The sequence below is a fragment of the Streptomyces sp. NPDC014995 genome, from assembly GCF_043080745.1.
Lineage (GTDB): Bacteria > Actinomycetota > Actinomycetes > Streptomycetales > Streptomycetaceae > Streptomyces.
The window spans coordinates 413,919-437,071 of sequence record NZ_JBIBVX010000003.1 but is presented as its reverse complement, the minus strand read 5'-3'; the positions used below and the strand labels follow the sequence as shown (position 1 = coordinate 437,071).

Below are 23,153 nucleotides of genomic sequence, written 5' to 3'. Positions count from 1 at the left end.
ACGAAGGAGCCATGACCGCGATCGATCTCAACGCCGACCTGGGCGAGGGCTTCGGCCGCTGGCGGCTGACCGACGACGAGCAACTGCTGTCCGTCGTCACCAGCGCCAACGTGGCCTGCGGCTTCCACGCCGGGGACGCGGCCACCATGCGGCGGGTGTGCGAGCTGGCGGCCGAGCGGGGCGTGACGATCGGCGCACAGGTCTCCTACCGCGACCTCGCCGGGTTCGGGCGGCGCGCGATGGACGTGCCGCCCGCCGAACTGGCCGCCGAGGTGGCGTACCAGATCGGCGCCCTGGAGGTCTTCGCGCGGGCGGCGGGCGCGCGCGTGGCGTACGTCAAGCCGCACGGCGCGCTCTACAACCGGGTCGTGCGGGACGAGGAGCAGGCCGGCGCGGTGGTCGAGGGCGTGCTCCTGGCCGACGCCACGCTGCCCGTGCTCGGGCTGCCCGGTTCCCGACTGCTGGAGCTGGCGGCGGAGGCGGGCCTGCCGGCCGTCACGGAGGCGTTCGCGGACCGCGCTTACACCGACGGGGGCACGCTCGTCCCGCGCGCGCAGCCCGGCGCCGTCGTCACCGACCCGGACGCCGTCGTCGAGCGGTCGGTGAGCCTGGCCCGGTCGGGCGCGGTCGTCTCCCACACGGGCGCGCGCATCGAGGTCCGCGCGCGGTCCCTGTGCCTGCACGGCGACACGCCCGGCGCGGTGGAGCTGGCCCGCCGGGTCCGCCGGCGGCTGGAGGAGTCGGGTGTGCGGGTGGAGGCCTTCGTATGAGGGTGCTGCCCGTCGGCGAGGACGCCCTGCTCGTCGAGGTGGACTCGGGTGAGGAGGCCCAGGCCCTGCACGCGGAGCTGCTGCGGCGCCGCGCGGACGGCTCGCTGACCGTCCGCGAGATCGTCCCGGCGGCCCGCACGGTCCTCCTCGACGGCCTGGCCGATCCGGACCGTTGGGTCGCCGAACTCACCACCGCCGCCCTTCCGCCCGCTTCCCCGCCCACCCACGAGGTGATCGAGCTGCCGGTGCGCTACGACGGCCCCGACCTCGCGGACGTGGCCGCCCACTGGGGCGTCCCGGAGCGGGAGGTGGCCCGTATCCACGCGGCCACCGAGTTCCGTGTCGCCTTCTGCGGCTTCGCCCCCGGCTTCGGCTACCTCACGGGCCTGCCGCCGCACTACGACGTCCCGCGCCGGGCCACTCCCCGCACGGCCGTTCCGCCCGGTTCGGTGGCGCTGGCGGGCCCGTACACGGGTGTCTACCCGCGCTCGTCCCCGGGCGGCTGGCAGCTGATCGGCAGCACGGACGCCGTGCTGTGGGACCACGCGCGCGTGCCGGCCGCGCTGCTGGCGCCGGGCGCGCGCGTGCGGTTCGTCCCGGAGCGCGCCGCATGAGCGACCGCGCACTCGCCGTCGTCCGCGCCGGGGCGCTCACCACCGTGCAGGACCGCGGCCGACCCGGCCACGCCCACCTCGGCGTGCCCCGCTCCGGTGCCCTGGACGCGCCCGCGGCGGCGCTCGTCAACCGGCTGGTCGGCAACCCGGCCGACGCGGCCGTTCTGGAGACGACGCTCAACGGCTGTACTCTGCGCCCCCGTTCGGCCGTCACCGTGGCCGTCGGGGGCGCACCCTGCCCGGTCTCGGTCGACGGCCGGCCGGCCGCCTGGGGCGCGCCCGTCCCGGTGCCCGCGGGCGCGCTGCTGGAGGTGGGGCCGGCGCTCCGCGGCGTACGCAGCTATGTGGCCGTGTCCGGCGGCATCGCCGTCGAACCCGTCCTCGGCAGCCGCTCCACGGACCTGCTCTCCGGCCTCGGCCCGGCGCCCCTCGCGGACGGCACGGTCCTGCCCCTGGGGCACGTCCTCGCCCCGCACCCGCGCGTGGACGTCGCGCCGCAGCCGGCGCCCCCTTCGGAACTCGTCCTGCGCGTGACCCCGGGCCCACGCGACGACTGGTTCACACCGGCGGCGATCCGCACGTTCACCTCGCGCGCGTACCGCGTGTCACCCATGAGCAACCGCATCGGCCTGCGCACGGAGGGCCCCGCGCTGGAGCGGGCCCGCCCCGGCGAACTCCCCAGCGAGGGCATGGTGCTGGGCGCGGTGCAGGTCCCCCCGGACGGCCGGCCGGTCGTCTTCCTGGCCGACCACCCGACCACCGGGGGCTACCCGGTGATCGGCGTGGTCCGTCCGGCCGACCTCCCGGCCGCCGCGCAGGCGGTGCCGGGAACGCCGGTCCGCTTCACGGCCGTACGCCGACGCTGAGCCGCGTACGTGCCGCCGGCGGTGGGCCCGTACGCCGACGTGGTAGCCGCCCGCGGCGGCCGCCCGCCGCCCTGCGCCACGTCGGGCTGTCGCTCCGCCACCGACACCGCCGCCAGTGCCGCCGACACCCCCGCGGCGGCACGCAGGTCGAGCCGGGCGCTCGTGCCGCGCGCGCGGTGCCGCATCTCGTCGGCGGCCAGCGCGAGCAGTTGCGGCAGCAGGTCGGTGCACCGCCGGGCCACCCAGCCGGTGCCCGCGGTCGCCAGCCACCACAGGCCGGCCGCCTTCGAGGGTGCGGGGAACTCCGGCTCGGGCGAGGGCGGGGGCCCGGTCGCGAGGCCCGCCTGAGCCAGCAGCGCGTGGAAGCGCACCGCCAACTGCCGGTGGCCCCGCTCGCCGGGGTGCAGCCGGTCCGCGCTCCACAGGGCGCGGTCCGTCAGCCACGCGCCCTCGGACGCGTGGAGGTGGACCGCTCCGTACCGCTCGGAGAGCGCGTGGACGACGGTGTTGATCGCGTGCTGACGCCTAGCGAGCGGTCCGGCCAGGGCACCGGGCAGGCCGAGCATCGCCCCCGGGTCGGGCAGGCACGCGGTGAGCAGGACCGCGCCCCGCTCGGTGAGGGAGCCGTACACCGTGTCGAGCCGGGCGGCGACGGCGTGGATGTCGAAGGTGCGGCGCAGGGTGTCGTTGACGCCGACCACGACGGAGACGATGTCGGGCCGCAGCGCGAGCCCGGCCGGGAGCTGTCGCTCCAGGACGTCCCGCGTCTGCGACCCGCCGACCGCGAGGTTGGTGAAGTCGACGGCTCCCTGGGCCTCCCCGGAGAGTCCGCCGGCGAGCAACGCCGCCCAGCCGCGCCACGCGTCGCCCACGCGGTCCCCGACGCCCTCGGTGAGCGAGTCCCCGAGGGCCACGAAGCGGACGGGTCTCATCCGGGCCCTCCGGACACGAAGGGCCCGGACGCCGCCGTCGCCTCAGCCTCGGCAGAACGGGGGGACGGGCCCGTCGCGTCGTCCCCGAGGGGACAGGACGGCGCCGTTCCCTCGCCGGCCCCGGAACGCAGCGGCACCGACACCCCGCCCGCACCCGGGCCGGACGCCGCCGTCACCCCACCCGCACCCGGACCGGACGCGGCTGCCCCGCCCGCACCCACACCAGACGGCACCGCCCCACCCGCACCCACACCAGACGGCACCGCCCCACCGGCACCGAGACCGGACGGGGCTGCCCCGCCCGCGCCCAGACCAGACGGCACCACCACCCCATCGGCACCGGCACCGGCACCCGGACGGGACGGCACCGGCGCGTCGTGGGCCGCGAGGAACGCCTCCACCGCCGTTCCCCACCCGAAGCACTCCGCACGCGCGCGTGCCCCCTCGCGCCGCTCCCCCACGGACCGTTCGAGGAGCATCTCCACCGCGTCGGCGAAGGACTCCCCGCTGTCGGCCGCGACGGCGCCCGCGGCCCCGATCACTTCGGGCAGCGCGGAGAGGGCGCTCACCACCACCGGCGTCCCGCACGCCAAGGCCTCCAGCGCGGCGAGCCCGAACGTCTCCGCGGGCCCCGGCGCCAGACACACGTCCGCGGACGCCTGGAGGGCACCCAGGGCGCCCCGGTCGGCGACGTGCCCCAGGAAGGTGACGGGCAGCCCGCGCTCCCGCGCCCGCTGTGCCAGCCGGCCCCGCAGCGGCCCGTCCCCGGCGACGACCAGCACCGCGCGCCTGCCGCGCCGCACGAGGGCCTCCAGGGCCTCCAGGGCCGTACCGGGCCGTTTCTCGACGGACAACCGGGTGCACGTGACCAGCAGCGCCTCGTCCGCGCGCGCGTAGCGGGCCCGCACCCCGGCGTCACGCAGCGCGGGGTGCCGTTCGACCAGGTCGACGCCGAGCGGCGCCCGCACCACGTTCCGCACCCCGAGCCGCACGAACTCCCGCTCGGCGAACTCGGTGGTGCACACCACGCGCGCGTAGGTGTGCGCCGTACGGATGTTGAGCGCGTCGGCGGCCCGCCGCGCCACCCCTTCCGGCAGGCCCCAGGTGCGCAGCACGCCGTCGGCGGTCTCGTGGGAGACCATCACGGCGGGCACCCGGGCCCGCCGCGCCCACCGGCCGGTCCACCGCAGCGTCGTCCGGTCCGAGACCTCCAGACGGTCGGGCGCGAGCTCCTCCAGCAGGCGGGCGACGCGTCGCCTGTCGGTGAGGACGCGGTAGCCGCCGGTGCCGGGCAGCAGGAGCCCGGGCAGGGTGATCACCCGGCCCTGTCCGGTCTCGCGGTCGCCCGCCCGCTCGCCGGGCACGATCAGGACCGGGTCGTGGCCGGCGGCGCGATAGCCCTTGCCCAGCTCGCGCAGCGCCGTGCGCAGCCCGCCCGAGGCGGGCGCGACGAAGTTGGCGAGCCGGACGATCCGCAGCGGCCCGCCGGAGCCGCCGCCGGCCCCGGCGCTCATGCCGCCACCACCGGGCGGCGCGCGGCGAGCACGTCCGTGTAGTGGCCGATCAGCTGGTCGCCGACGGCGGCCCAGGTGCGCCCCTGCACCATGGCCCGCCCGGCGGCCCCGTAGGCCGTCCGCCGCGCGGGGTCGGCCACGAGGGAGCGCACCGCGTCGCGCACGGCGGCGGCGTCACGCGGCGGCACGAGCACCCCGGTGCGGCCCTGGGCGACCAGGTCCAGCGGTCCGCCCGCGGCGGGCGCGACCACCGGAACCCCGCTGGCCATGGCCTCCTGCACGGTCTGGCAGAACGTCTCGAAGGGACCGGTGTGCACGAAGACGTCCAGCGAGGCGAAGACGCGGGCGAGGTCGTCGCCGGTGCGCCGCCCCAGGAAGACCGCGCCGGGCAGCGCCTCGGCCAGCCCCGTACGGCTGGGCCCGTCGCCCACGATCACGACCCGTACGCCCTCCAGTCCGCACGCCCCGGCCAGCAGCTCGACCTGTTTCTCGGGGGCGAGCCGGCCGACGTAGCCGACGATCACCTCGCCGTCGGGGGCGAGTGCGCGGCGCAGTGCCTCGTCGCGGTGTCCGGGGCGGAAGCGGACGGTGTCCACGCCCCGCGCCCACAACTTGACCCGGGGCACTCCGTGCGTCTCCAGATCGTGCAGGGCGGCGGTGGAGGGGGCGAGGGTGAGGTCGGCGGCGGCGTGCACGGACCGCATCCGCCGCCAGGCCGCGGCCTCGCCGGCGCCCATGTAGGTGCGGGCGTACCCGGCCAGGTCGGTCTGGTAGACGGCGACGGCCGGGATGCCGAGCCGGGCGGCGGCCGCCATGCCGCGGACGCCGAGCACGAAGGGGCTGGCCAGGTGCACCATGTCGGGGCGGTGGTCGGCGATGGCGGCGGCGACGCGTCGGCTGGGGAGAGCGACGCGGACCTGGGGGTAGCCCGGGAGCGGAAGGGAGGGGACCCGGACGACGGGGTACGGCGCCAGGGCGTCGGCCCCGGGCCCGGTACCGGCCGCGGCGGCCGGCGCGACGACGAGCGGGAGGTGACCGCGATCTGCGAGGTGCCGGGCGGTCTGGAGCGCGCAGTGGGCCACGCCGTTCACATCGGGGGGAAAGGATTCGGTCACGATGACGACACGCATACCGGTGTTGTCGCCGTGCTGGACGTGGGCGCGTCAACGTGGATCTTTCCGGGCGACAAACGTCCCATGAGCGTTGCGCTGCGCACCCGGGCAGGTCGGACGGCGTCCATGCCCGCCTGACCCGCAGGCCATCCCGTGTTCACCCGGCGGGCAGCCCACTGCCCGGGGAGCCGGGTTCCCGCCCTGCTCGACCACCGCGCCCGCGAGCTCCGCGGCCTCGTCGCCGTGGCCCCGACGCCGCGGCCTCCCACGGCGCCCGCCTCGCCACCGTGTCACATGGTGGCCGCGTCCGACGCGTCACCGGCACCGCCGGTCCCGATCCGGCTGCGTACGGCCGTCTGGACCTCCGCCTCCTCGGCCGGGTCGGCGGCGAGCCGGCGCAGGCGTTCCACGACCCGGGCGTCGCCGGTCTCGGCATGCCGGGCGGCGATCTCGCGGGTGGCCTCCTCGCAGTCCCACAGGCACTCGACGGCGAAGCCGGTGGCGAAGGACGGGTCGGTGGCGGCGAGTGCGCGGGCGCAGCGTCCGCGCAGATGGGACGAGGCGGTCTCACGGTAGATGTGGCGCAGGACGGGGGCCGCGCAGACGATGCCGAGGCGTCCGGCGCCGTCGACCAGGGTCCACAGGGTCGGCGCGTCGCAGCCCTCGCCGCGTACGGCCTCGCGCAGGGCGCCCAGCACGAGGTCGCTGTCCCGGGTGCCGCCCCGGCAGGCGAGCATGCGGCCGGCGGCGGCGCCGAGGGCGTCGGGCCGGTGGGCCCAGCCGCGGGCGCGGTCGATGGCGGCGACGCTGCGCATGCGTTCGAAGGCGTCGACGGCTGCCTCGACGACGGGCGCCGAGCCGGTGGCCACGGCCCGTTCGATCAGCTCGAGGGCGTCGGGATCATGGCTGTCGGCGAGGTAGCGCAGGGCGGTGCACCGGGCTCCCTCGGTGCCGTCCTTGGCCGCCCGCACGATCTCCGGCCGGTCCTCGGGCCCGGCCACGGCGGTGAGGCAGCGGGCGGCGGGGACATGGAGTGCGGCGCCCCGTTCGACGCCCTGCTGGGCCCATTCGAAGACGGCCTGCACGCTCCAGCCGGGGCGGGGCCCGGTGGGACTCATCTGCCGTTGCCAGCGGTCGAAACAGCCGGTCTCGTGGGCGGCACGCACGCGCGTGGAGATGTACTCGCGGGGATCCTCCGCCCACAGTCGCCATGGCCGGGGTTCGAAGGCGTCCCGCACGGCGGCGGCCAGCTCGGCCTCACCCTCGGCGTCGGTACCGAACCGGGCCAGCACGGGCGCGGCCAGGGCGCGCAGGCCGGCGTCGTCGTCGCGCAGGGCCAGCTCGTCCAGGGCCCAGGCCCAGTTGGACCCCGAGGCCGCGTACCTGCGCAGCAGTTCCAGGGCGTCCCGCCTGCCGTAGGAGGCGAGGTGGCCCAGGACGGCCAGGGCGAGGCCCGTGCGGGACTCGTCGGTGTCGAAGACGTCCTCGACGTCGAAGAGGTGCGCCTCGATCTCGTCCAGCTCGCCGTTGAGGTCGAGGTAGAGACGGGCGTAGTAGAGGGAGCGGTTCTCCACCTGCCAGTCGTGGCGGGGGTCGCGCAGCACACAGTGGTTCAGTGCCGCGAGTGCCTCGGGGCGGGGAGCGGTGAGCGCGTGCAGTGTGCCGTCGCCGCGGCCCCGCTGGAGCAGGCCGAGCAGCGTGCCGCTGGGCGCTATGACCGGATCGAACATGGGAAACAGCCTCACATCAAGCGTCGACGCAACCGGGGACGTGCATTACCTGGCCGCGTGCCAACACGTCGGGGTGCCCGCCGTTTCCTGCTTGCTGTAGCCCATCTTCCTCTGCCTCTCGTCGGTGGCCCATGCGGACCGCTTCACGGCCCGCGCGGTGCGGCAACACCTGCCCGGCCATCGCGTCCGTGAATCACGACGTCATGATGACTCGGCAGTTCAGCCTGCCGCGACCGAAATTTCCGGCGGCCCCGTACCGCCTCCCCCGTGGTCGTCGATTTACCTGCTCAGAACCTTTGTTTTTACCGGCTCCCGGCGGTCGCTGTCACTGCGCGCCGAACAACCGGAGCAGTTCCGTCCGGTCGAACATCCGGGCCGTGTCGACGGCCGAGGGGGTGCCCGCGGCCGGGTCGGCGCCGGCCTCCAGGAGGGCCTTGACGACCTCCGTCTCGCCCTTGAAGGCGGCCCCGGCGAGCGGCGTCTGGCCCCGGTCGTTGATGCGGTCGGCATCGGCGCCGCGGGCGAGCAGCGCCCGGACGGCGTCGGCGTGACCGTGGTAGGCGGCGAGCATCACGAGCGAGTCGCCGCGGTCGTTGGTGAGGTTGGCCGGAACGCCCGCGTCGACGTACGCCACGAGCTCGTCGGTCCGTCCCCGGCGGGCCAGATCGAAGATCTTGGTCGCCAGCTCCACGACCTCGGGGTCGGGGGCTTCGCTCATCGGCGGGACCGCCTCTCGTTGCAGCCGTTCAGGTGAATCGCCAGGGTACTGGCTCGACGGGCACATGACGGGAACCGTCGAAGGCAAAGATCACCACCAGACCCGTTCGACGCAACTCTCCTGCTCAGGCGGCCCGTGAGCGCTTCCGCCACCAGAGGGAAATCAACCGAATATCACCCATTTGCACCTTTAATCATATGGATACATCCTGTGATCCTGGAAGTACTCATGGTGACTGTCCCCGCGAACCAGGAGAACTCACATGATCCTGTCCATCTCAGGCGTGGTCCTGCTCGGCATCATCGTCTTCCTGTTCTTCCGGAAGGACGGGCTCAAGGCGTCCCATGCCCTGGTCTCGGCCCTGTTCGGCTTCTACCTGGCGAGTACGGCCATCGCCCCGAGCATCAAGGCGGGCGGCGAGAGCCTGGCGAGCCTCCTCGGCGGCATCAAGTTCTGACGCCGCCGATCCCGCCGCCCTCCCCCAGGACTCCGACAGCCTCCGTCCCGGGGGACCCATCGCCCGTACGCACCGTCAGGAGACAGCAGTGGCCCGGCGCCCCCTCCCCCGCATCCTGAGCACAGGCAGCGCGCAGATCGCCCGGAGCCGGGAGCTGGCCCGGACGGCGGCCGACAGCGCCACCGACGTCCTCCACCCACTGATCACGATCACCCGCGGTCTGCGCCGGCTCGCCGCGGCCGGGTGGCGCAGGTGGGCGGAGACGCCCCAGGACAGGCGCGGGCCACTGCTCTTCCTGGCGGCCTCGGTGATCCTGGTCGTGGGCCTCGTGCCGTACGGCCCCCTGCTCGCCGTCATCACGGTAATGGCGGCGGCCGCCTGGCAGGGCCGGGACCGCACCCCACCGGCTCCCGAAGGCCCCGACGAGTCGCAGACCCAGCGGCTCCAGGCGTTGTACGAGGCACTGGTCCCGTACTTCTCCACGGCGGAGGACCCTTCTCCCCTCTACGCGCACGGCGGCGAGTGGGAGAAGGCCTTCCCGTCCTACGAGTTCGACGGCTCGGGCCGGATCGCCCACCTCGACATCACGTACCCGGCGTACTTCCCGGACGGCGAGGCCGCGGCACGCGCGCGCATCGAGCATCTGCTGACCGCCAAGTGCGGCCGGGGCCGCGAGTACCACTTCGGCTGGAACGAGGAGGGCAACACCCTGACCGTGACCGTCCTCGCCCCGCTCCCCGCCGACATCGCCGCCCAGCGCTTCGTGACCGCGCCCGGCGAGACGGTCCTGGGCTTCACCGACCCCTCCCAGGTCCCGCGCACGCTCCCCCTCGGCTTCGGTGCGGAACAGCGGGACGTCCCGCCGGTCGTCTGGCGCACCGGCATCCGCTCCACCGAACCGCACCTGCTGGTGGTCGGCCAGCCCGGCAGCGGCGCCTCGACGCTGCTCCGCTCCATCGCCCTCCAGGCCCTCCGGTACGGCGACGTCCTCGTCGTCGAGGGCGGCGGCACCGGCGAGTACGCCTGCCTGACCGGCCGGGACGGCGTCCTGGGCGTCGAGGTCGGACTGGCCGGGGCGCTGGCCAGCCTGGAGTGGGCGGCGCAGGAGACCGAGCGCCGGCTCGTCGCCGCGAACCAGGCCCGCCAGGCGGGCCACCCTGCACCGGACGACACCAAGCGCCCCCTGTGGATCCTCCTGGACCGTCCCACCGCGTTCACCCACCTCGCCGAGGCCGACGGCCGCAAGGACCCGCAGTCCTTCCTCCAGATCCCTCTCCGGCACGGCCGCGCGGCACATGTCACGGTGGTCGTGGCCGAACAGTTCGACAGCCTCGACGCCCTGAGCGACGCCGTACGGCAGCACACACGCGCGCGTGTCGTCCTCGGCACCGCGCCGGCCGCCCAGCTGGAGGCGGTCCTGGGCGCTCGCCCGCACACCACCCCCCTCGACCACGTCCCGCCGGGGCGCGGCTACGCCCGGCTGGGCGCCGGACCGGTGCACCGGCTCCAGGTGCCGGCGACCCCGGATCCGTACGACGACGCGACGAGCGACGCGCACCGGCAGGCGGTGCTGGACCTGCTGCCGCCGCGGACGACCCCGGCGGACGGGGAGTCACTGCCGGTGCCGGCCGAGGCCATGGCCGTGGAAGGCTCCTGACGCACGAACGCGGGCGGGTGACCTCACCCGCCCGCCCTCCTACGCGACGAACGTCCGCGGTCCCTCCGCCCCCACGGTCCCCCCGCTCCGCACGATCCGCGCCGCCGCGGCCAACCGCATCGCCGCCTCCTCGGCGACCGCGCCCCCCACGGTGAACGGCAGCCGCACATACCCCTCGAAGGCGCCGTCGACGCCGAACCGCGGCCCGGAGGGCACCCGCACGCCCACCCGTTCCCCCGCCTCGGCGAGCCTCGACCCCGACAGGCCGCCGGCCCGCGCCCACAGCGTCAGCCCGCCCTTCGGCACGGCGAACTCCCAGTCGGGCAGCTCCCGCCGCACCGCGGCGACCAGCGCGTCCCGGTTCTCCCGGGCCTGGGCGCGCCGCAGCTCCACGGCCTGCTCCCAGCCGCCCGTGCTGAACAGCCAGTTCACCGCCAGCTGCTCCAGCACCGGTGTGCCCAGGTCGGCGTAGGCGCGCGCGGCGACCAGGCTGCGGATGACGTCCGGAGCCGCCCGGACCCAGCCGATACGCATCCCGGCCCAGAAGGCCTTGCTGGCCGACCCGACGGTGACCACCGTCGACCCGGCGGGGTCGAAGCCGCACACGGGACGCGGCATCGCGGCACCCTCGACGTCCTCGTCGAGCCACAGCTCGCTCATCGTCTCGTCGGCGACGAGCACGGTCCCGGCCGACCGGGCCGCCTCGACGAGCCGGCGCCGCTGGTCCTCGTCGGCGAGCGCGCCGGTCGGGTTGTGGAAGTCGGCGACGACATAGGCGATCCGCGGCGCGGCCTCGCGCAGGACCTGCCGCCAGCGGTCCATGTCCCATCCGGCGAGCCCTTCGGCCATGGCGACGGGCACCAGCCGGGCGCCCGCCTCCCGCATGAGCTGGAGGATGTTGGCGTAGGACGGCGACTCGACGGCGATGCGTTCACCGCGCCCGCCGAAGAGATGACAGATGGCGTCGATCGCGCCCATCGCGCCCGTCGTCACCATGATCTGCTCGGGCATCGTCGGGATCCCGCGCGCGGTGTAGCGCTCGGCGATCATCGCGCGCAGGGCGGGCAGGCCCGCCGGGTAGTCGCCGTGGGTGTGGGCGTACGGCGGCAGCTCCTCCAGCGCGCCCTGCACGGCGCGGGTGAGCCAGGGTTCGGGCGCGGGCAGGGCCGCGCAGCCGAGGTCGATCATCGAGCCGAGGGCCTCGGGCGGCAGGGGCTCCAGGCCGCGCGCGGGGACGGGGTTGCCCGCCGGGACGGCCGTCCAGCTGCCGGCACCCCGCCGGGACTCCAGGAAGCCCTCCGCGCGCAGCGCCTCGTACGCGGCCGCGACGGTCGTACGGCTCACGGACAGGGACAGCGCGAGCTCCCGCTCGGCGGGCAGCCGGGCGGCCACGGGGACACGGCCCTCCAGGACGAGCAGCCGGATGCCGTCGGCGAGCGCACGGTAGGCGGGCGGGCGGCGCGTCCCGGGGCCCGCCGGGCGGTCCTGCTGCGACGTGAGCAGCCGCGCGAGCTGCGCGGCCCCCACCGCGGAGGTCCACTGCGCCATGATTACCAGTCCACCTTCCCTGAATTGGCCATGGATGGCGTTTCCTTCCAAGCCACAGAGTGTCACGCGTCAGGCCACTACCACCACCGGGGGGACTCCTTGTCCGCGACGCCGCCCATGGACAGCCCAGCCCAAGACAGCCCAGCCCAAGACAGCTCACCGAACGGCGGCCCACCCGGAGGCGGCCTCCCCCGCCGCCTGGTCCAGCTCTACGCCGGCCTCGCGCTCTACGGCGCCAGTTCCGCCCTCCTCGTACGGGCCGGCCTGGGCCTCGAGCCGTGGAACGTGCTGCACCAGGGCCTCGCCGAGCTGACCGGTCTGTCGATCGGCGTCGTGTCGATCGTGGTGGGCGCCGGCGTGCTCCTGCTGTGGATCCCGCTGCGCCAGCGCCCGGGCCTCGGCACGGTCTCCAACGTCTTCGTGGTGGGCCTCGCCATGGACGGCACGCTCGCGCTGGTCCCCGAGGCGCATTCCCTGGCCGTACGCGTGCCGCTGCTGGCGGCCGGCATCGTCCTCAACGGCGCGGCCACCGGCCTCTACATAGCGGCCAGGTTCGGGCCGGGGCCGCGCGACGGGCTGATGACGGGGCTGCACCGGCGCACCGGCCGCTCGATCCGCCTGATGCGGACGACCGTCGAGGTGGCGGTCGTGGTCACCGGGTTCGTCCTCGGCGGCACCATCGGCCTCGGCACGCTGCTGTACGCGGTGGCGATCGGTCCGCTCGCCCAGCTCTTCCTGCGGGTGTTCGCCGTTCCCCCGGCATCCGGCGGCAGCACGGTCGTTGCCACCGGGCCACCCCGGGGAGCGATACTGCGTCCGTGACCACCCCCATACGCCACCCGTATCTCGACCATCCGGGGCCCATTCCGTTCGCGCACCGCGGCGGGGCCGCGGACGGTCTGGAGAACACCGTGGCGCAGTTCCGGCGCGCGGTCGGCCTGGGGTACCGCTACATCGAGACCGACGTGCACGCCACGCGGGACGGCAAGCTCGTCGCGTTCCACGACGCGACGCTGGACCGGGTGACCGACGGCGCGGGCCGTATCGCCGACCTGCCGTGGGCGGACGTGCGGCACGCGCGCGTGGGCGGCAGTGAACCGGTCCCGCTCTTCGAGGAGCTCCTGGAGACCTTCCCCGAGGTGCGCTGGAACGTGGACCTCAAGGCCGAGCCGGCCCTGCACCCCCTGCTCAACCTGATCGCGCGCGCCGGCGCCTGGGACCGCGTCTGCGTCGGCTCCTTCTCCGAGGCCCGCGTGATGCGCGCCCAGCGCCTCGCCGGGCCGCGGCTGGCGACGTCGTACGGCACCCGGGGCGTGCTCAACCTGCGACTGCGGTCCTGGGGTGTGCCCGCGGCGCTGCGCCGGTCGGCGGTCGCCGCGCAGGTGCCCGAGGTCCAGTCCGGCATCCAGGTCGTGGACCACCGCTTCGTCCGCGCCGCCCACGCGCGCGGGTTGCAGGTGCACGTGTGGACGATCAACGAACCGGATCGGATGCACCGGCTCCTGGACCTGGGGGTCGATGGCATCATGACCGACCACATCGACACGTTGCGCAAGGTCATGGAGGACCGGGGCGTCTGGGTCTGACACCGATCACCCCCGGCCTGCCGTCCCCGGACCGCGCGCGGCGACACGGCGGGGAAGCGAGGGCACGGGTGGGCACCGATACCGTGCGGACGGCGGCGTCCGACGACGCCGCGGGGCGGCGGCGTGAACAACGCGGCTGGTACTTCTACGACTGGGCGTGCTCCGTCTACTCGACGAGCGTGCTCACCGTGTTCCTCGGGCCGTATCTGACGTCGGTCGCCGAGCGGGCGGCGGACGCCGACGGGTATGTGCACCCCCTGGGCCTCCCGGTCCGGGCGGGCTCCTTCTTCGCGTACTCGGTGTCGCTGTCGGTGATCGTGGCCGTGCTGGTGATGCCGCTGGTGGGTGCGGCGGCCGACCGCACGGGCCGCAAGAAGCCCCTCCTGGGGACCGCCGCGTACGTGGGCGCCGCGGCCACGACGGGAATGTTCTTCCTCTCCGGCGACCGCTACCTGCTGGGCGGGCTGCTGCTGGTCGTGGCGAACGCGGCCCAGTCCGTGGCGATGATGCTCTACAACTCCTATCTGCCCCAGATCGCCCCGCCCGAGGAACGCGACGCGGTCTCCTCGCGCGGCTGGGCCTTCGGATACGCGGCCGGTTCGCTGGTCCTGGTCGTAAACCTCGGCCTGTACCTGGGCCACGACTCCCTCGGCGTCTCCGAGTCCACGGCCGTCCGGATCTGTCTGGCCTCGGCCGGCCTGTGGTGGGGCGGCTTCGCCCTCGTCCCGCTGCTCAGACTGCGCGACCGCCCGCGGGGCGACCGCGCGGCGGCCACCCCCGGCCTGCGCCAGCTCGCCGCGACGATCCGCGACATGCGCCGCCATCCCCTGACCCTCGCCTTCCTCCTGGCCTACCTCGTCTACAACGACGGCATCCAGACGGTGATCTCCCAGGCCTCGATCTACGGCTCCGAGGAACTCGGCCTCGGCCAGTCCACCCTCATCGGCGCCGTCCTGCTGGTCCAGGTGCTGGCCGTCGCGGGCGCGCTGACGATGGGCCGCCTGGCCCGCAGGTACGGCGCGAAGCGCACGATCCTCGGCTCACTGGTGGCGTGGACGCTCACCCTGGGCGCCGGGTACTTCCTGCCGGCCGGGGCGCCGGTCGGCTTCTTCCTGCTGGCGGCCGCGATCGGTCTGGTGCTCGGCGGCAGCCAGGCCCTGTCGCGCTCGCTCTTCTCCCATCTCGTCCCGCCAGGCAAGGAGGCCGAGTACTTCTCCGCGTACGAGGTGAGCGACCGCGGGATGAGCTGGCTGGGGCCGCTGTTGTTCGGCCTCACCTACCAGCTGACCGGAAGTTACCGTGCCGCGATCATCTCCCTGGTGGCCTTCTTCGTCCTGGGGTTCGCGCTGCTCGCACGGGTGCCGGTGCGGCGGGCGATCGCCGACGCGGGAAATCCGGTGCCGGAAAGGATTTAGCACTCAAGGCGAAAGGGCGGTAGTGTACGCGTTTGGCCTGCCAGGCGTACCGTTACTGCGCGTCAAAGATGCCGAAACGCTGGGTGACATCTCCTTTCAGATGTGACAAACCGGGCGCCGGTGGGTACTGCACTGGTTGACAAGGCTGCGGCTACGACGGCGACGCATGACCCGGAACGGGACTCGGAACGGGAATCTTTACCGCCGACCGGACGTTGACCGGATGACGACGACAGCGACACACCTGTCCTGTGGGCGACAAGCCCGGGAGGCACGATTCATGAGTGAGCGAGCTCTTCGCGGCACGCGCCTCGTGGTGACCAGCTACGAGACGGACCGCGGCATCGACCTGGCCCCGCGCCAGGCCGTGGAGTACGCATGCGAGAAGGGGCACCGCTTCGAGATGCCCTTCTCGGTCGAGGCGGAGATCCCGCCGGAGTGGGAGTGCAAGGTCTGCGGGGCCCAGGCACTCCTCGTGGACGGCGACGGCCCTGAGGAGAAGAAGGCCAAGCCCGCGCGTACGCACTGGGACATGCTGATGGAGCGGCGGACCCGTGAGGAACTCGAAGAGGTCCTCGAGGAGCGGCTGGCGGTTCTGCGGTCCGGGGCGATGAACCTTGCGGTGCATCCCCGGGACAGCCGCAAGTCCGCGTAGTCCTGCGGAGGCAGGGCCGGTTCCAGCGCACGTGAACGAACGACCGCGGGCGCCGTACGTGAATGACGTACGGCGCCCGCGGTCGTGTGCGTGAGCGGCTGGTGCGGTGAGCGGCCGGCCACCGGGGTGCGAGCGGCTACCGGGGCGCAGGATCAGCGGGTCAGCGGCGGGCGTGGCCCCTGGCTCACGTCGCCGGTCTGTTCGCCGTCCTTGATCACCTCGCCCTGCACCACCTTGCCGTCGGGGCGGTGCATCCGCGCCTGCTGGAAGGCGTCGCCCAGGGAGCCCGGCATCGCCTCGCGCAGCTTGCGGTCCATGGTGCGTTCCGCGGAGCGGGCGACCGCCTTCTGGACCGGCGGGACGAGGAGGAGCAGGCCCAGTGCGTCGGAGATCAGGCCCGGGATCATCAGCAGCAGGCCACCGAGCATCATCAGCCCGTTGCCGCCGCCCCGGGAGGGCGGAGTGCCGCGCTGGATCGCCTCGTTGAGGTTCTGGAAGGCGCGTCGGCCGGCGCGCTTGATGACCACCGAGCCGAGGACCAGTCCGGCGAGCAGCAGCAGCAGGACGGTGAGCCCGCCCGCCTCGCCGGCGACCACGGTCAGCAGCCAGATCTCCAGCACCAGCCACCCGGCGAGGCCCAGCGGCAGGAACCTCCGCAGGCGGGAGCGCCGGGGCCGGGCGGGGTGGGTGGGGGTCGGAGCGCCAGTCGTCATGCTCCCAGTGTGCCCGGACCCGGCTCAGAGCGGGATAAGGGGCCGATCAGCCGTTCCCCTGCGGCTGCTGCGGCGTCGCCGGAGCGGAGGCCGGTGGCTGCGCCGACTGCTGCGGCTTCGCCGGAGCCGAGGCCGGGGGCTGCGCCGGCTCCTGCCGAACGGCACCCTTGCCCGCGATCTTGCCGACCCGCTCCCCCACGCCCCACGCCGTGACCCGCCACAACGCCTCGACGAGGATGTCGCGGCTCATCTTGGAGTCACCGAGTTCGCGCTCGACGAAGGTGATGGGCACCTCGACGACATGGAAACCGGCCTTGACCGCGCGGCGGGCGAGGTCGACCTGGAAGCAGTAGCCCTGTGAGGCGACCTCGTCGAGACCGAGGCCCTCGAGGGTCTCGCGGCGGAAGGCGCGGTAGCCGCCGGTGATGTCCCGCAGCGGCAGGTCCAGGGCGAAGCGGGAGTACAGGCTGCCGCCACGCGAGATGACCTCGCGGGACTTGGGCCAGTTCACCACGCGGCCGCCCGGCACCCAGCGGGACCCCAGGACGAGGTCCGCGCCCTTGAGGGCGGTCAGCAGACGGGGCAGCTCCTCGGGCTGGTGGGAGCCGTCGGCGTCCATCTCGATCAGCACGCCGTAGCCGTTCTCCAGGCCCCAGCGGAAGCCCGCGAGGTAGGCGGCGCCGAGCCCTTCCTTGCCCTTGCGGTGCAGCACCTGGACATGGTCGTCCTCGGCGGCCAGCTCGTCGGCGAGCTTTCCGGTGCCGTCGGGGCTGTTGTCGTCGGCCACGAGGACGTGGGCCTCGGGGACAGCCTTGCGCACCCGGCCGACGATGGCCTTGATGTTCTCCGCCTCGTTGTAGGTCGGAATGATCACCAAGGCCTTGCCGAGCGGACCGAACTGCCTCCCGCGGTCCTGTGCCGCGAGGGTCGCGTCGCCGTCGTTCACTGCTGCCCCTTCAAGTCCGTACGCAGGGGACCACCATAGTGGCCGTCGCCTGCGCTGACGTGACGGGACGTTCGTATGGTGGGTGTCGTTCGCAGAAAAGCGGGGTAAGGATGCGCTTTTCGGCTTGTCTGTACGAGGCTACTGCGTACGGGGGTGCCGAAGCGGTCTCCGCCCAGGCCCTGCGGATGGGGGCCCGGCGCCCTTCGGGCCGACCTGGGACCCGCTGGCTGCGGATCGACCCAGAGCCGTTGTCTACTGAGCGGCCGGGCCCCACCCGAGTCACACCTCCCCCGACCGGCCGGAACGTTCGCTCGCTGGGCGCGAGCGCTGCGCCTGGCTCCCAGTGGCGGTGCGCCGGTGCGACGGACCGTCCCTGACCCAGCGGCGCCTCGGCGAGTGCGCGGACGTTCCCCGGCGGGGCGTCCGGTGGTGGACTCGGCCGAACCTACCCGCCCCCCGCCGTCGGCTGTCAACAGCCGTTCCACCTGCGGGTATCCGGTCAATGCGCTGGTCAGCGGGGCGGTCGTGCGACGGCGGGCGGACGGGTGATCCTCCGCCCGCCGACCCGGGAGATCACTCGCCCGGCCGTACGAACACCGTCCGCCCGCCGACCACCGTGCGCAGGCATACGGGCAGGTCGGCGCCGGGTGTCAGGTCGGGCAGGCCGGGGGTGCCGGAGCGGGGGTCGGTGGACCAGCGGGCCACCCGGTCGTCCGGGGCCTGGACGACCAGCTCGTCCGTGCGCCACACCGCGTAGTCCGCCGGCGCGCCCGGCACCAGGACGCCCGCGTCGTCCCGTCCGACGGCCCGCCAGCCGCCCCGGGTGTGGGCGGTGAACGCGGCGCGTACGGAGACGCGGTGCTCGGGGGTGCGGTGGAAGGCGGCGGCACGGACCGTGCCCCACGGGTCGAGGGGCGTGACGGGGCTGTCGGAGCCGAAGGCGAGCGGCACACCGGCCCGCAGCAGCGCCGCGAAGGGGTTCAGGGTGCGGGCCCGTTCGGCGCCCAGGCGCTGGGCGTACATGCCGTCCCCGCCGCCCCACAGGGCGTCGAAGGCGGGCTGGACGGAGGCGGTCAGGCCGAGTTCGGCGAAGGCGGCGATCGTCTCCGGGGTGAGCATCTCGGCGTGCTCGACGCGGTGGCGGGCGGCGCGGACGCGGGCCAGGCCGACCTTGTCCGCGGCGGCGCGCATGCCGTCGACGACGGCGGTCACGGCGGCGTCGCCGATGGCGTGGAAGCCCGCCTGGAGTCCGGCCTCGGTGCAGGCGACGACATGTGCGGCGACCTCGGCGGCGTCCAGGTAGGCGGTGCCGGTGTGGTCCGCGTCGGTGTACGGGTCGTGCAGGCAGGCGGTGTGGGAGCCGAGGGCGCCGTCGACGAAGAGGTCGCCGGCCGCGCCGAGGGCACCCAGTTCCCGCGCCTTCTCGACATCCCGCTCGGCCCAGTAGCCGACGACCCGGGGTCCGGGCTGCTCGGTGGCGAGCCTCAGCAGGCCGGTGAAGTCGTCCTCGGAGGAGATCTCCGGGCCGGCGCACTCGTGGACCGAGCCGATGCCGAGGGAGGCGGCGTGCGCGAGGGCGGCGCGCTGGGCCTCGGTGCGCTGCCGGTCCGTCACAGCCGCGAACGCGGCGGCCCGTACGGCGTGGTGGGCGTCGGCGGTGAGCGGGCCCTCCGGCGGACCGTCCGCCGCGCCGAGGCCGGGCGTCAGGTCCAGCAGGGCCGTGGTGACCACCGCGGAGTGGACGTCGATGCGGGAGAGATACAGGGGTCGGCCGCCCGTGGCCTCGTCCAGTTCCGCGCGGGTCGGCGGGCGTCCGCCGGGCCAGCGGGAGGCGTCCCAGCCGTGCCCCAGCAGCACCTTGTCCCGCGGACGGGCGGCGGCGAAGTCCCGCACCCAGGCGAGGGCCACCTCCAGGGTGGGGGCGGTCGACAGGTCGAGGCCGGTCAGCGCGAGGCCCGTGGACGTGGTGTGGACGTGGGCGTCGGTGAACGCGGGCGTGACCAGGGCGCCGTCCAGGTCGACCACCTCGTCGACCCCGTCGGCGAAGGCGTCGGCGGCGCCCTCGGAGCCGACCCAGGCGACCTGGCCGCGCTCGACGACCATCGCGGTCGCGAACGGGTCGGCGGGGCTGTGGACCTCTCCACGGCGGAGCAGGACGGTCTTCGGCTCGGGGGTGCGCTCACTCATGGGGAACAGTCTCGCGCCTTGCCGGAGCCGTCCGGCACGGCCCCCTCAGATTCGGGGCGGTCTGGCCTCGTAGGGGGTGGACAGCACGACCGTCGTCCGCGTCGAGACGCCCGCGAGCGCCCGGAGCCGCCCCAGCAGTTCCTCCAGTTCGTGCGGGGTGGCCACGCGCACCTTGAGGATGTAGTTCTCGTCGCCGGCCACGCTGTGGCAGGCCTCGATCTCGGGCACCCCGGCGAGGCGGTCGGCGATGTCGTCGGGTGCGCTGGGGTCGAACGGTTTCACCGAGATGAAGGCGGTCAGGGGCAGCCCGACGGCCTCGGCGTCGACGACGGCCGCGTATCCCCGGATGACGCCGCGCTGTTCCAGCCGGCGCACCCGCTGGTGCACGGCCGACGTGGACAGGCCCGTGGCCTTGCCCAGATCGGTGTAACTCATCCGCCCGTCCTTGACGAGCAGCTGCACGATTTGTCGGTCCAGCTCCTCCATGGCGCAAGAACTTACAGGGCGCCCGATCTCTTCGTATACCTATGCAGCCCAGGTCATACCGGTTCGTGATGTGGTGCCGGACGGCCTGTCAATCGTCCGGGTGATTCCGAGGCCAGGGGCGCGCGGGCGGGCACCTGCGGGTGGCATGTGACGAATGCCACAGACCGCGTCCGGGCTTCGTGATGTTCTCGTGATTACCGCCGAGACGGGTTGGGAAGTGCTTGCTGTGGTCGAGGCCGCAGTGCCTTCACGGCCCAGCCCGAGGGGGAGAATCCCATGCAGAGTCTTAAGCGCCCTGGTCGTACCGTGCCCAAGCGGTTCCAGCCGGTCGTCGTCGAGCCCGAGCCGGAGGGCGTCGAACCCGACGGCCCCGACGCCGACTACACCGACGGTGCCGACGAGTTCGACGCGTACGACACCTTCGAGATGTACCGGGTGATCTGCCCGGACTGCGCGCAGCCCATCGCGCTGCTGGCGGACGAGGAGGTCCTGCCGGAGCACGCGCTGTGCGCCTCGCCGTGGAACCCGTTCGGGCTCACGGTCTGCGCCGGTACGGGACGCGCGGCGTCCGAGGCGCGCCCCGCGGACGAGTCCTTCGAGCCCCAGGAGCAGGACACCGCACTCCTGCTGACGCTCCCTCAGGGTCTCGACTGGCGTACGCAGCCCTTCTCGCACGTCGGCGGCCCGGGCTCGCGCCCGATGCGCGTGCCGACGATGCGCCGCCACGCCGCCTGAGCGTCTCCGCTCGACCGGAGCCGGTTCGTCTTCCGTAGCCGCCCGCCCTGCCCTGCACCATGGCCAGCAGGCTGCCGTGGTGCGGGTTCGGTGTGCCCGGACAGGCGCGGGCGGTCGGGGCGCGCCGGAGGAGACGGCGAGGCCGTGCAAGAAGCGGTGCGGGTAGCCGGTCCGGGCGAGGTCCACCACGCGCGGGGGCCATGGCACCCTCCCCGGTCGAGGACGGCCGCGGGCCGGTGCCGTGGCGTCAACTCCCCTGCGGCGCGAGCGAGGCGAAGCCGGTGAAGCCGCTGGGTCGTGGCGGCCGAACGAGCCGTTCTCGGAGATGCCGTGACCGACCTGGCCGTCGAGCCCTGAAGCGGGCCGCGTGGTCGGTGACGCCGTGGACGGCGAGGGATGCTGCCGCGTCAGCTCGTCACGGCGGCGGTCGGTCCGACCGGGGCCGCGCCCGGTGCCGTGGTGCCGGTCGTCGACCGGCGGACAGCCGACGCCGATCGCGAGCGGGGAGAAGGTGAGGGTCGCCACCTCCAGCTTCAGGGGTCTGCGGAGGGCGCCGAGGTGGATCGGGGCACGCCCCGGGTGGCGGGTGCCGGGGCGGTAGGTGCCTTGGGCCGGCCCAGGTCGCGTCGGCCGGAGCGGACGAGGGTGGCGTCGTTCAGGGAGCAGTGGCCGTCGGCGGCTTCCTGGGTGATCACCATCAGGAAGCGGTTGTCGAGGCGGACCAGGCACCGGATCCCGTGGAAGCCCCCGGCCGGATGGTCCCGCGCGAGCCGCGCGCCGTGGCTTCATCGACAGCAGCACCTGGTGGACGGGGTAGTCGTCGAGCGGCACGGGACGGTCGTCGGCCGTGAGCGCACCTGCCTGGAGGGAATTTGACGGTACGTCAGACGGCATCCTAGGTGGTCGGACGCCCGCCCGCACGGAGACGGGGGCACCTTCCGAACTCACGCCCTACCGCGCGAGCCGGTGACCTGGACTCGCGCGTCGGCGTTGGCCCGGTATGGCTCCCACGTACTCGACAGCGCCCGGGCGTCACCGCCAGCTCTTCGTCCCGGTGTCCGCAGAATCGGTTCCGCCGGCTCCGGCGCGCACGCAGGACCCGCCGATCTACCGCGACATGATGCGGACCTGGGCCGACCGGGGCCGCACTCTGCCGGGCCGGCACGACCCGGAGTGGGTGCGGCTGGTGGCCCCGCTGGTGCGGCCGGGGCAGTTCAGCGGGTCTCCGGACCCACTAGGTGACGGGCGATGACCATCCGCTGGATCTGGTTCGTGCCCTCGACGATCTGCAGGACCTTGGCCTCGCGCAGGTAGCGCTCGACGGGGAAGTCGGCGGTGTAGCCGTAGCCGCCGAGGACCTGGACGGCGTCGGTGGTGACCTGCATCGCGGCGTCGGTGCAGGTCACCTTGGCCATGGCCGCCTGCGGCGCGAACGGCCGGCCGGCGTCCCGCAGCCGCGCCGCGGCCAGGTACAGGGCCCGGCCCGCCTCGATCCGGGTCGCCATGTCGGCGAGCAGGAAGCGCAGCCCCTGGAAGTCGGCGATCGGCCGCCCGAACTGCCGCCGCTGCCTCGCGTACGCGACCGCCTCGTCCAGGGCAGCCTGGGCGACCCCGATCGCGCAGGCCGCGATCCCGAGCCGCCCGGAGTCCAGCGAGGCCAGAGCGATCGCGAACCCCTCCCCCTCGTCGCCGATGCGCCGCGCGTCCGGGATCCGCACGCCGTCGAAGTGGACCTGGGCGGTCGGCGAGCCCTTCAGCCCCATCTTCCGCTCCGGTGGCGCGGCGCTGACGCCCTCAGCGTCACCGGGCACCAGGAAGGCCGTGATCCCGCCCGGTCCCTCGCCGCCGGTGCGCGCCATGACCGTGTAGAAGTCGGCGATGCCGCCGTGGGTGATCCAGGCCTTCGTGCCGGTGATCACCCAGTCGTCTCCGTCCCGCACCGCCCGCGTGCGCAGCGAGGCGGCGTCCGAGCCGGAGGTGGGCTCGGAGAGGCAGTACGCGCCGAGCTGCCCGCCGCCGAGCATCCCCGGCAGGTGCGCGGCCCGCTGCGCGTCGGTCCCGTGGGCGGCGAGCGCGGAGCAGGCCAGGGTGTGGACGCTGACGCCGAGCCCGACGGTGAGGCGGGCGGCGGCGAGTTCCTCGAGGACCTGAAGGTAGACCTCGTACGGCTGGTCCCCGCCGCCGTACACGGAGTCGTAGGGCAGGCCCAGCAGTCCCGATTCCGACAGGAGGGTGAACAGCTCGCGCGGGAAGCGGCCGGCGTCCTCCTCCTCGGCGGCCGCCGGGACGATCTCGCGCCGGGCGATGTCCCGTACGAGGGCGAGCAGGTCGCGGGCCTCGTCCGTGGGCAGGAGGCGGTCAACCGGCGGCGGGACACGGTCGGGCATGGTGACGCTCTCCTCCCTGGCTCGGCCGGGGTTCGGCGCTGTGAGTATGCCCGCCGGGGGCGGTGGCCGCACGGGGCGGCGAGGGCCGGAGCGCCACATTGGTCCGAACCATTGACCGCACTGGT

General features: G+C 74.3%; 20 protein-coding genes and 2 pseudogenes. 10 read left to right on the top strand and 12 right to left on the bottom strand.

The features are described from left to right. The first annotated feature begins 11 nt into the window (after positions 1-11). Genes ACF1A1_RS09450 through ACF1A1_RS09440 form a run of 3 tightly spaced genes read left to right on the top strand, consistent with a single transcriptional unit; the run spans position 12 to position 2,250 of the window. Positions 12-770 (top strand): LamB/YcsF family protein, encoded by a 759-nt coding sequence (locus ACF1A1_RS09450; RefSeq protein WP_391647126.1) that lies wholly within the window; start codon positions 12-14, stop codon positions 768-770. Beyond that, positions 767-1,384 carry an allophanate hydrolase subunit 1 gene (locus ACF1A1_RS09445; protein ID WP_391647124.1) on the top strand — a complete coding sequence of 206 codons (618 nt, stop codon included), beginning with the start codon at positions 767-769 and terminating at the stop codon, positions 1,382-1,384. Before ACF1A1_RS09450 ends, ACF1A1_RS09445 begins: the two co-directional genes overlap by 4 nt. Beyond that, positions 1,381-2,250, top strand: coding sequence for a biotin-dependent carboxyltransferase family protein (locus ACF1A1_RS09440; protein ID WP_391647122.1), 870 nt, complete (start codon positions 1,381-1,383; stop codon positions 2,248-2,250). The genes ACF1A1_RS09445 and ACF1A1_RS09440 overlap by 4 nt, the downstream gene beginning before the upstream one ends. On the opposite strand, the gene ACF1A1_RS09435 is transcribed toward ACF1A1_RS09440, so the two are convergent. The 5 genes and pseudogenes from ACF1A1_RS09435 to ACF1A1_RS09415 form a co-directional block, all read right to left on the bottom strand. Continuing rightward, a complete protein-coding gene (locus ACF1A1_RS09435) occupies positions 2,151-3,182 on the bottom strand; it encodes an SGNH/GDSL hydrolase family protein (RefSeq protein WP_391647119.1) in 1,032 nt (343 codons plus the stop codon). The two genes, ACF1A1_RS09440 and ACF1A1_RS09435, sit on opposite strands and share 100 nt — an antisense overlap. 347 nt (positions 3,183-3,529) lie before the next feature. Then, a pseudogene (locus tag ACF1A1_RS09430) lies at positions 3,530-4,696 on the bottom strand (glycosyltransferase); the annotation flags it as partial. After that, a complete protein-coding gene (locus ACF1A1_RS09425) occupies positions 4,693-5,826 on the bottom strand; it encodes a glycosyltransferase family 4 protein (protein WP_391647117.1) in 1,134 nt (377 codons plus the stop codon). The pseudogene ACF1A1_RS09430 and the gene ACF1A1_RS09425, both read right to left, overlap by 4 nt. A gap of 272 nt (positions 5,827-6,098) precedes the next feature. Continuing rightward, the gene (locus ACF1A1_RS09420) at positions 6,099-7,538 is read right to left on the bottom strand and encodes a HEAT repeat domain-containing protein (protein ID WP_391647114.1); all 1,440 of its coding nucleotides are present in this window, start codon (positions 7,536-7,538) and stop codon (positions 6,099-6,101) included. A 325-nt stretch (positions 7,539-7,863) separates the two neighbouring features. Then, on the bottom strand, positions 7,864-8,256 hold the full coding sequence (locus ACF1A1_RS09415; RefSeq protein WP_391647112.1) for an ankyrin repeat domain-containing protein: 393 nt from the start codon (positions 8,254-8,256) through the stop codon (positions 7,864-7,866). A gap of 262 nt (positions 8,257-8,518) precedes the next feature. On the opposite strand from ACF1A1_RS09415, the gene ACF1A1_RS09410 reads away from it, so the two are divergent. Further along, a complete protein-coding gene (locus tag ACF1A1_RS09410) occupies positions 8,519-8,713 on the top strand; it encodes a hypothetical protein (protein WP_016434155.1) in 195 nt (64 codons plus the stop codon). An 88-nt stretch (positions 8,714-8,801) separates the two neighbouring features. Continuing rightward, positions 8,802-10,370 (top strand): hypothetical protein, encoded by a 1,569-nt coding sequence (locus ACF1A1_RS09405; RefSeq protein ID WP_391647110.1) that lies wholly within the window; start codon positions 8,802-8,804, stop codon positions 10,368-10,370. A 39-nt stretch (positions 10,371-10,409) separates the two neighbouring features. Here the strand turns inward: ACF1A1_RS09405 and ACF1A1_RS09400 are convergent, their stop codons facing one another. Continuing rightward, positions 10,410-11,918, bottom strand: coding sequence for a PLP-dependent aminotransferase family protein (locus ACF1A1_RS09400; protein WP_391647108.1), 1,509 nt, complete (start codon positions 11,916-11,918; stop codon positions 10,410-10,412). 117 nt (positions 11,919-12,035) lie between these two features. Here ACF1A1_RS09400 and ACF1A1_RS09395 point away from each other — a divergent pair, with 117 nt between their 5' ends. The 4 genes from ACF1A1_RS09395 to ACF1A1_RS09380 all read left to right on the top strand — a co-directional run bounded on the left by ACF1A1_RS09395 (position 12,036) and on the right by ACF1A1_RS09380 (position 15,574). Then, positions 12,036-12,740, top strand: coding sequence for a YitT family protein (locus ACF1A1_RS09395; RefSeq protein WP_391647107.1), 705 nt, complete (start codon positions 12,036-12,038; stop codon positions 12,738-12,740). Next, positions 12,737-13,504 (top strand): glycerophosphodiester phosphodiesterase, encoded by a 768-nt coding sequence (locus ACF1A1_RS09390; protein ID WP_391647105.1) that lies wholly within the window; start codon positions 12,737-12,739, stop codon positions 13,502-13,504. The genes ACF1A1_RS09395 and ACF1A1_RS09390 overlap by 4 nt, the downstream gene beginning before the upstream one ends. 68 nt (positions 13,505-13,572) lie before the next feature. Continuing rightward, positions 13,573-14,919, top strand: coding sequence for an MFS transporter (locus tag ACF1A1_RS09385; RefSeq protein WP_391647103.1), 1,347 nt, complete (start codon positions 13,573-13,575; stop codon positions 14,917-14,919). Positions 14,920-15,199: 280 nt separating this feature from the next. Continuing rightward, entirely contained in the window at positions 15,200-15,574 is a 375-nt protein-coding gene (locus tag ACF1A1_RS09380) for an RNA polymerase-binding protein RbpA (RefSeq protein ID WP_010357981.1), read from the top strand. A 152-nt stretch (positions 15,575-15,726) separates the two neighbouring features. Here ACF1A1_RS09380 and fxsA read toward each other — a convergent pair whose 3' ends face one another. The 4 genes from fxsA to ACF1A1_RS09360 all read right to left on the bottom strand — a co-directional run bounded on the left by fxsA (position 15,727) and on the right by ACF1A1_RS09360 (position 19,906). Next, positions 15,727-16,287, bottom strand: a complete 561-nt coding sequence (gene fxsA, locus ACF1A1_RS09375) for an FxsA family membrane protein (RefSeq protein WP_391647101.1) — start codon at positions 16,285-16,287, stop codon at positions 15,727-15,729. A 46-nt stretch (positions 16,288-16,333) separates the two neighbouring features. After that, a complete protein-coding gene (locus ACF1A1_RS09370) occupies positions 16,334-17,233 on the bottom strand; it encodes a polyprenol monophosphomannose synthase (protein WP_391647099.1) in 900 nt (299 codons plus the stop codon). Positions 17,234-17,806: 573 nt separating this feature from the next. Beyond that, the gene (locus ACF1A1_RS09365; protein WP_391647097.1) at positions 17,807-19,420 is read right to left on the bottom strand and encodes an amidohydrolase; all 1,614 of its coding nucleotides are present in this window, start codon (positions 19,418-19,420) and stop codon (positions 17,807-17,809) included. A gap of 45 nt (positions 19,421-19,465) precedes the next feature. Beyond that, positions 19,466-19,906: an Lrp/AsnC family transcriptional regulator gene (locus ACF1A1_RS09360; RefSeq protein ID WP_363091426.1), complete on the bottom strand. Its 441-nt coding sequence runs from the start codon at positions 19,904-19,906 to the stop codon at positions 19,466-19,468. A 276-nt stretch (positions 19,907-20,182) separates the two neighbouring features. On the opposite strand from ACF1A1_RS09360, the gene ACF1A1_RS09355 reads away from it, so the two are divergent. Next, entirely contained in the window at positions 20,183-20,641 is a 459-nt protein-coding gene (locus ACF1A1_RS09355) for a hypothetical protein (protein ID WP_391647095.1), read from the top strand. Positions 20,642-20,888: 247 nt separating this feature from the next. Here ACF1A1_RS09355 and ACF1A1_RS09350 read toward each other — a convergent pair. Further along, positions 20,889-21,420, bottom strand: a pseudogene (locus ACF1A1_RS09350) (hypothetical protein); the annotation flags it as partial. Positions 21,421-21,855: 435 nt separating this feature from the next. Continuing rightward, positions 21,856-23,028, bottom strand: a complete 1,173-nt coding sequence (locus ACF1A1_RS09345) for an acyl-CoA dehydrogenase family protein (protein ID WP_391647093.1) — start codon at positions 23,026-23,028, stop codon at positions 21,856-21,858. Positions 23,029-23,153 lie beyond the last annotated feature (125 nt).

What these genes read in the sequence shown, in the direction of transcription:
- ACF1A1_RS09355 (WP_391647095.1), top strand. Translation starts at nt 20,183, where the DNA reads ATGCAGAGTCTTAAGCGCCCTGGTCGTACCGTGCCCAAGCGGTTCCAG.
- ACF1A1_RS09365 (WP_391647097.1), bottom strand. Translation starts at nt 19,420, where the DNA reads ATGAGTGAGCGCACCCCCGAGCCGAAGACCGTCCTGCTCCGCCGTGGA.
- ACF1A1_RS09415 (WP_391647112.1), bottom strand. Translation starts at nt 8,256, where the DNA reads ATGAGCGAAGCCCCCGACCCCGAGGTCGTGGAGCTGGCGACCAAGATC.
- ACF1A1_RS09410 (WP_016434155.1), top strand. Translation starts at nt 8,519, where the DNA reads ATGATCCTGTCCATCTCAGGCGTGGTCCTGCTCGGCATCATCGTCTTC.
- ACF1A1_RS09380 (WP_010357981.1), top strand. Translation starts at nt 15,200, where the DNA reads ATGAGTGAGCGAGCTCTTCGCGGCACGCGCCTCGTGGTGACCAGCTAC.
- ACF1A1_RS09400 (WP_391647108.1), bottom strand. Translation starts at nt 11,918, where the DNA reads ATGGCGCAGTGGACCTCCGCGGTGGGGGCCGCGCAGCTCGCGCGGCTG.
- fxsA (WP_391647101.1), bottom strand. Translation starts at nt 16,287, where the DNA reads ATGACGACTGGCGCTCCGACCCCCACCCACCCCGCCCGGCCCCGGCGC.
- ACF1A1_RS09450 (WP_391647126.1), top strand. Translation starts at nt 12, where the DNA reads ATGACCGCGATCGATCTCAACGCCGACCTGGGCGAGGGCTTCGGCCGC.
- ACF1A1_RS09440 (WP_391647122.1), top strand. Translation starts at nt 1,381, where the DNA reads ATGAGCGACCGCGCACTCGCCGTCGTCCGCGCCGGGGCGCTCACCACC.
- ACF1A1_RS09435 (WP_391647119.1), bottom strand. Translation starts at nt 3,182, where the DNA reads ATGAGACCCGTCCGCTTCGTGGCCCTCGGGGACTCGCTCACCGAGGGC.
- ACF1A1_RS09345 (WP_391647093.1), bottom strand. Translation starts at nt 23,028, where the DNA reads ATGCCCGACCGTGTCCCGCCGCCGGTTGACCGCCTCCTGCCCACGGAC.
- ACF1A1_RS09360 (WP_363091426.1), bottom strand. Translation starts at nt 19,906, where the DNA reads ATGGAGGAGCTGGACCGACAAATCGTGCAGCTGCTCGTCAAGGACGGG.
- ACF1A1_RS09425 (WP_391647117.1), bottom strand. Translation starts at nt 5,826, where the DNA reads ATGCGTGTCGTCATCGTGACCGAATCCTTTCCCCCCGATGTGAACGGC.
- ACF1A1_RS09420 (WP_391647114.1), bottom strand. Translation starts at nt 7,538, where the DNA reads ATGTTCGATCCGGTCATAGCGCCCAGCGGCACGCTGCTCGGCCTGCTC.
- ACF1A1_RS09395 (WP_391647107.1), top strand. Translation starts at nt 12,036, where the DNA reads ATGGACAGCCCAGCCCAAGACAGCCCAGCCCAAGACAGCTCACCGAAC.
- ACF1A1_RS09445 (WP_391647124.1), top strand. Translation starts at nt 767, where the DNA reads ATGAGGGTGCTGCCCGTCGGCGAGGACGCCCTGCTCGTCGAGGTGGAC.